The organism is Streptomyces sp. PU-14G (genome assembly GCF_041028275.1).
In the GTDB taxonomy this organism is placed as follows: domain Bacteria; phylum Actinomycetota; class Actinomycetes; order Streptomycetales; family Streptomycetaceae; genus Streptomyces.
Window position 1 is genome coordinate 1 of sequence record NZ_JASKYT010000427.1, and the last position, 5,037, is coordinate 5,037.

6 protein-coding genes are annotated in these 5,037 nt (G+C 71.6%); 3 read left to right on the top strand and 3 right to left on the bottom strand.

Features of this window, described 5'->3' with window-relative positions:
• Positions 1-32: 32 nt before the first annotated feature.
• Both AB8Z75_RS30615 and AB8Z75_RS30620 read left to right on the top strand, forming a co-directional pair.
• Positions 33-1,019 (top strand): ABC transporter ATP-binding protein, encoded by a 987-nt coding sequence (locus tag AB8Z75_RS30615; RefSeq protein WP_369207688.1) that lies wholly within the window; start codon positions 33-35, stop codon positions 1,017-1,019.
• The gene (locus tag AB8Z75_RS30620; protein WP_369207690.1) at positions 1,016-2,050 is read left to right on the top strand and encodes a transmembrane transport protein; all 1,035 of its coding nucleotides are present in this window, start codon (positions 1,016-1,018) and stop codon (positions 2,048-2,050) included. Before AB8Z75_RS30615 ends, AB8Z75_RS30620 begins: the two co-directional genes overlap by 4 nt.
• Before the next feature lie 241 nt (positions 2,051-2,291).
• On the opposite strand, the gene AB8Z75_RS30625 is transcribed toward AB8Z75_RS30620, so the two are convergent.
• The 3 genes from AB8Z75_RS30625 to AB8Z75_RS30635 all read right to left on the bottom strand — a co-directional run bounded on the left by AB8Z75_RS30625 (position 2,292) and on the right by AB8Z75_RS30635 (position 4,079).
• Positions 2,292-2,750: a carboxymuconolactone decarboxylase family protein gene (locus AB8Z75_RS30625; protein WP_369207692.1), complete on the bottom strand. Its 459-nt coding sequence runs from the start codon at positions 2,748-2,750 to the stop codon at positions 2,292-2,294.
• Between the two features lie 180 nt (positions 2,751-2,930).
• Positions 2,931-3,737 (bottom strand): dimethylargininase, encoded by an 807-nt coding sequence (ddaH, locus tag AB8Z75_RS30630; protein ID WP_369207694.1) that lies wholly within the window; start codon positions 3,735-3,737, stop codon positions 2,931-2,933.
• Positions 3,738-3,905: 168 nt separating this feature from the next.
• Positions 3,906-4,079, bottom strand: coding sequence for a DUF6243 family protein (locus tag AB8Z75_RS30635; RefSeq protein WP_369207696.1), 174 nt, complete (start codon positions 4,077-4,079; stop codon positions 3,906-3,908).
• Between the two features lie 154 nt (positions 4,080-4,233).
• Between AB8Z75_RS30635 and AB8Z75_RS30640 the strand changes: the two genes are divergently transcribed.
• Positions 4,234-4,842 (top strand): TetR/AcrR family transcriptional regulator, encoded by a 609-nt coding sequence (locus AB8Z75_RS30640; RefSeq protein WP_369207698.1) that lies wholly within the window; start codon positions 4,234-4,236, stop codon positions 4,840-4,842.
• Positions 4,843-5,037: the final 195 nt, after the last annotated feature.

The following is a 5,037-nucleotide window of genomic DNA, read 5'->3' on the forward strand; positions in this document are numbered from 1 at the left end:
CCCACGCACGCACATACGCACAGGAGCCGCACATGAACCACCCAGGGATGCACCACCCGAGCGGAACGGGGCACGCGCCCCCCGCCGGCCCGTCGGCGATCGAGGCCCATGGGCTCGGCAAGAAGTACCGGCGTGGCTGGGCGTTGCGGGATGTTTCCTTCCGGCTGCCCGCCGGGCGGGTGTGCGGCCTCGTAGGGCCCAACGGGGCGGGCAAGTCCACCCTGATGAGCCTGGCCACCCACATGACCCAGCCGACGGCCGGCACCCTGCGGGTGTTCGGTGAGACGCCCGGGTCGGGGGAGGCGGTCCGGCGGACCGCGTTCCTGTCCCAGGAGAAGCCGCTGTTCCGGCGTTTCACCGTGGCCGAGACCCTGCGGCTCGGCCACGAGCTCAACCCGTGCTGGGACCAGGGCGTCGCGGAAGGCCTCGTCAGCGCGGGCCAGGTGCCGCTGACAGCGAAGATCGGGACACTGTCCGGCGGGCAGCGCACCCGCGTCGCCTTCGCACTGGCCTTCGGGAAGCGCCCCGACCTGCTCATCCTCGATGAGCCGATGTCCGACCTGGACCCGCTGGTCCGCCGTGAGCTCATGGACACGCTGAAGGCGGAGGCCGCCCAGCACGGCACGACGGTACTGGTGTCCTCGCACATGCTCGCCGAGCTTCAGTACATCTGCGACTACCTCCTCGTCATCGCGAACGGCGGTCTGCGGCTCGCAGGCGAGGTGAACGAACTGCGCGCCGCGCACGCCCTGTTCGCCGCGCCGGGCGGCGGCCCGCCGCCCGCCCTCGCACCGCACAGGGTCATCGAGTCGCGCAGCGACGAGGGCCGACCGGGTGTCCTGGTCCGCCTCGGCGGGCCGAGCGGGTACGGCGGTCAGGCCGAGGCTCCCACCCTGGAGGAGCTGCTCCTGGCCTATCTGCGTTCGCCCGACGCACCTTCGCTGATCGCCCCCAGCGCCCAGGTCGGCGACATCCACGACATCCTCACCCGCGACCAGCACAAGACGGTGACCGCATGACCACGCTCACTCACGACCCGGCCCACTCGGCACCCGCAGGGCGCGCCCGCGACTCACACGGCCCCCGGCAGACCGGCCCCCGGCTCGGCGGTACGTGCTGGCTGGTGTGGCGCCAGCACCGCGCCGCGTACTGGACCCTCATCGCGCTCACCCTCCTCGGCGTGGCCGCCATGGTCTGGCTGCGCGCGCAGATGATGGACCAGCTGAACGCCGTGGACTCGTCCGCGAAGACGTCGGACGGTCTTCCGCCCGACTTCGCCAAGCACCCCAACCGCCTGTTCGACTTCGGGAGTTACCTGGGCTACGTGCCCCTCCTGGCCGGTGTCTTCCTCGGCGCCCCGCTCCTCGCGGGTGACCTGGAGTCCGGCACCGCCAAGCTGGTGACCTCGCAGTCCGTCAGCCGGCTGCGGTGGCTCGGCACGAAGCTCGCCATGACCGCCGGGCTGATCGCGGTGTCCACCGCTGTTCTCGGCGCGGTGTTCACCTGGTGGTGGAGTCCGCTCAGGGGACGGGCCGACTCCCTGGAGTGGACCAGCAGCGTGTTCTTCGACGGCACGGGGGCCATGCCGGTGGCCTACGCCCTGCTCACGTTCACCGTGGGCGCGGCGGTCGGCATGGTCCTGCGCCGCACGCTGGTCTCGATGGTGGTCACGCTCGGCATCGTCGGGGCGATCGGGGTCGTCTGGGACCGCTTCCGGCTGGACCTGGGGAACGTCGTGTCGGTCAGCACCGACCGCGTCGTCGGGGGGCTTCCGACCCTGCCCGACCAGGCGGTACAGCAGGGGATGGGCCCGTACTTCGTCACCAGCTCCGGGGACAGGCTCGACTGGACGACCTGCCTGGCTCAGTCGGAGCACGCCAAGGCACACGCCGCCTGCCTGGAGTCCCACCACGTCGTCGGCCGGTCCATCGACTACCTTCCCGTCTCCCAGATGCACACGATGCAGTGGCTCGGAGCCGGCATCATGCTCGCCGTCACCGCCGCCCTCGTCGCCTTTCTCCTCACCTGGGGCCGCAAGCGACTGCTGTGACACGCCCCGGCTTGGCCTCGTCGCAGCAGCGACGTGGCGGTGTGTGCCCCCGGCGCGTCACCCGCTACACGTTCCGGTTCCGGTAGGAAGGCGCCAGGTCGCGCCCTTCCACGGAGCGCTCCCTCCCGCCCGGCGCGCCGGGCGGGAGGTACTTGTCGTGCAGCGCGAGCAGCGCGAGCACGGAGTCGGACAGGTGCGCGGTGAGCGCGCCGCCCCGGCCGGGAGCAGCCCTGTCCCCCGCTCAGTCCCGGCGCGAGCCGCCCGGTGCCGGGGCGGGCCGCATCTCCAGGGGGACGCCCAGCCGGTTGAAGGCGTTGATCAGGGCGACCTGTGCGACGAGGTGGCCGCGCTCCGCCTCGTCGGGGAACTGCTCGCACACGTCCTGCCACAGTGCGTCAGCCACCCGTACCTGCCGGGTGACCGCCTCCGTGTAGGCGAGGGCGGCCCGCTCCTTCGGGGTGAACAGCTCCGACTCCTCCCACACCGGCAGTTGGTCGAGCCGGTCCTGGCTCTCGCCCGAGCGGCGGGCCTGGCGCGTGTGCATGTCCACGCAGAAGACGCAGCCGTTGAGCTGGGAGGCGCGGATCTTGGCGAGTTCGCGCACCGTCGCCTCCAGCGGTCCGGTGTCGATCGCGCCCTGGGCCTGGCCGAGCGCCTTGTAGGGCTCGGGAGCCGTACTTCCCATGTCGAGACGGGCCATCGTTCCTCCTCGCGTCGTTCGCCGCGGCGCGGCGCCCCTCCTGCACACGGGGAGCCGCCCCCTCTCGTCAAGGAGACGAGCCGGCCTGCCTTGGCGTAACGGCCCGGACGCCGCGCGGATTTTGGCGAAGCCGGCCACACCGCTGCGCTGCTGCTCCGCTGCCGTGCTGCGTGGTGTTGTTCACGGCCGCAGTTCGGCCGTCACGCACTTGACGCTGCCGCCGCCCTTGAGCAGTTCGGTGAGCGCGACGGGTACGGGCTCGTAACCGCGGGTGCGCAACGGACCGAAGAGGCCGGTGGCCGCTTCGGGCAGGAAGACGTGGTGGCCGTCGCTGACGGCGTTGAGGCCGAGCGCGAGGGCGTCGGACTCGTCGGCGAGCAGCGCGTCGGGGAACAGCCGCGCGAGCACGGCCCGGCTGCCGGGGGAGAAGGCGGCCGGGTGGTAGAGCACGTCCTCGGCTTCCGGGTCGAGGACGCACAGTGCCGTGTCGAGGTGGTAGTAGCGCGGGTCGATCAGGTCGAGGCCGACGACGGGCCGTCCGAAGAACTCCTGCGCCTCCCCGTGGGAGAGCGGGCTGCTGCGGAAGCCGCGGCCGGCCAGCAGCCAGGAGGCGGTGACGGCGAAGTCGCCCTCGCCCTCGTTGATATGGGCGGGTTCGGTGACGTCGCCGAACCCGTGCGCGCGGTACCAGGCGCGGTGGGCCCGTGCTTCGGCGGCGCGTTCGGGGTGGGCGAACCGTGCGCCCAGCACGCGCCCTTCGATGACGGTGGCGCCGTTGGCGGCGTACACCATGTCGGGCAGCCCTGGGACCGGGTCGAGGAGTTCGACCGTGTGTCCGAGCGCGCGGTAGCGGTCGCGCAGCGCCTCCCACTGGGCGAGCGCGAGGGGGAGGTCCACGGGCTTGGCGGGGTCCATCCAGGGGTTGATGGAGTACGTGACGCGGAAGTGGACCGGAGGGCACATCAGATAGCGACGGGTTGCGTACATCTTCGGCTCCTCAGGGAGTGGCGCACACGATGCGGTATGCCCATGATTCCCCCTGAGGAGCCCTTTTGCGCAGGCTGCCGGTTGCGCAGGCTGTCAGTTGTGCAGGCTGACGGCCAACTGCGCACGGTGGCGGGCCGGTTGTGCGGTAGCGCACGCGGGCGGCCCGTCTCAGTCGCGCGACTCGCGCAGTCTGCGGAGCAGTTCGCGCTTCTGGGTGAGCGGGTCGGTGTTGCCGCCGGGGCCGTGGTCGCCGTGTCCGCCGGTGCCGCGCAGCTGCTTGCGGGACAGGTGGGAGCGGGTCCCGCCGACGCCCAGCATCTTTCCGCCGCGTCCCTTGCTCATGGAGGTCTCCTTCTCGTCGTTTCCGCGGGTTCCTACGGGCGGCGACGGGGTCCGAGACGTATCGTCTCGCCCTGTCGCCCTTCGAGGATGCGGCGAGACGTATCGTCTTGTCAAGACGGTTCGTCTCGTCTCTGCTCGCTGCTAGATTCGATCCATGTCACCCACGACCGCGAAGACCCCCGACGTCTCCCGCCGCAGCGAACGCTCCCGCAAGGCGATCCTGCGGGCCAGCATGGAACTCGTCGGAGACGTCGGATACCCGAAGCTGACCATCGAGGCCATCGCCGCCCGGGCGGGCGTCGGCAAGCAGACCATCTACCGCTGGTGGCCCTCCAAGGCGGCCGTACTGCTCGACGCGTTCACCGAGGTCGTCCACGACGACGACTACCAGGGCGGCCTGCCCGACACCGGCGACATCGAGGCCGACCTCAAGGCCGTGCTGCGTGCCACCGCCGACGAGTTCTCCGACGCCGCGTTCGAGGCGCCCTACCGCGCACTGGCCGTCGCCTCCGCCGCCGACTCCGCGCTCGCCGAGCAGTTCCTGACCCGGCTCCAGGAACCCGGCCTGGAGATCTACACCAGGCGGCTGCGCGCCGGGCAGGAAGCCGGCCAGATCGATCCCGACCTCGACCTCGGGCTCGCCGTCGAAATGCTGCTCAGCCCCTTCCAGCAGCGCTGGCTCACCCGCTCGGGGCCCCTCACCCACGAGTTCACCGACCGGCTCGTCGAGCTGGCGCTGCGGGCCTTCGCCCCTCGCGGGTGACGCCGCCCCGCCGCCCGCCTACGGACGGGCGCCCGTCGGGGCCAGGCTGCCCGGCTTGTCGGTGACGATGCCCTCGCAGCCCAGCTTCAGCATCCGGTCCCGGTCCGCCCGGCTGTTGACCGTGTGCGACCACACGTAGGTGATACCCGAGCGCACCGCCTTGCGGACGTGCCGGGCCGCCGTCTCGTGGTCGAC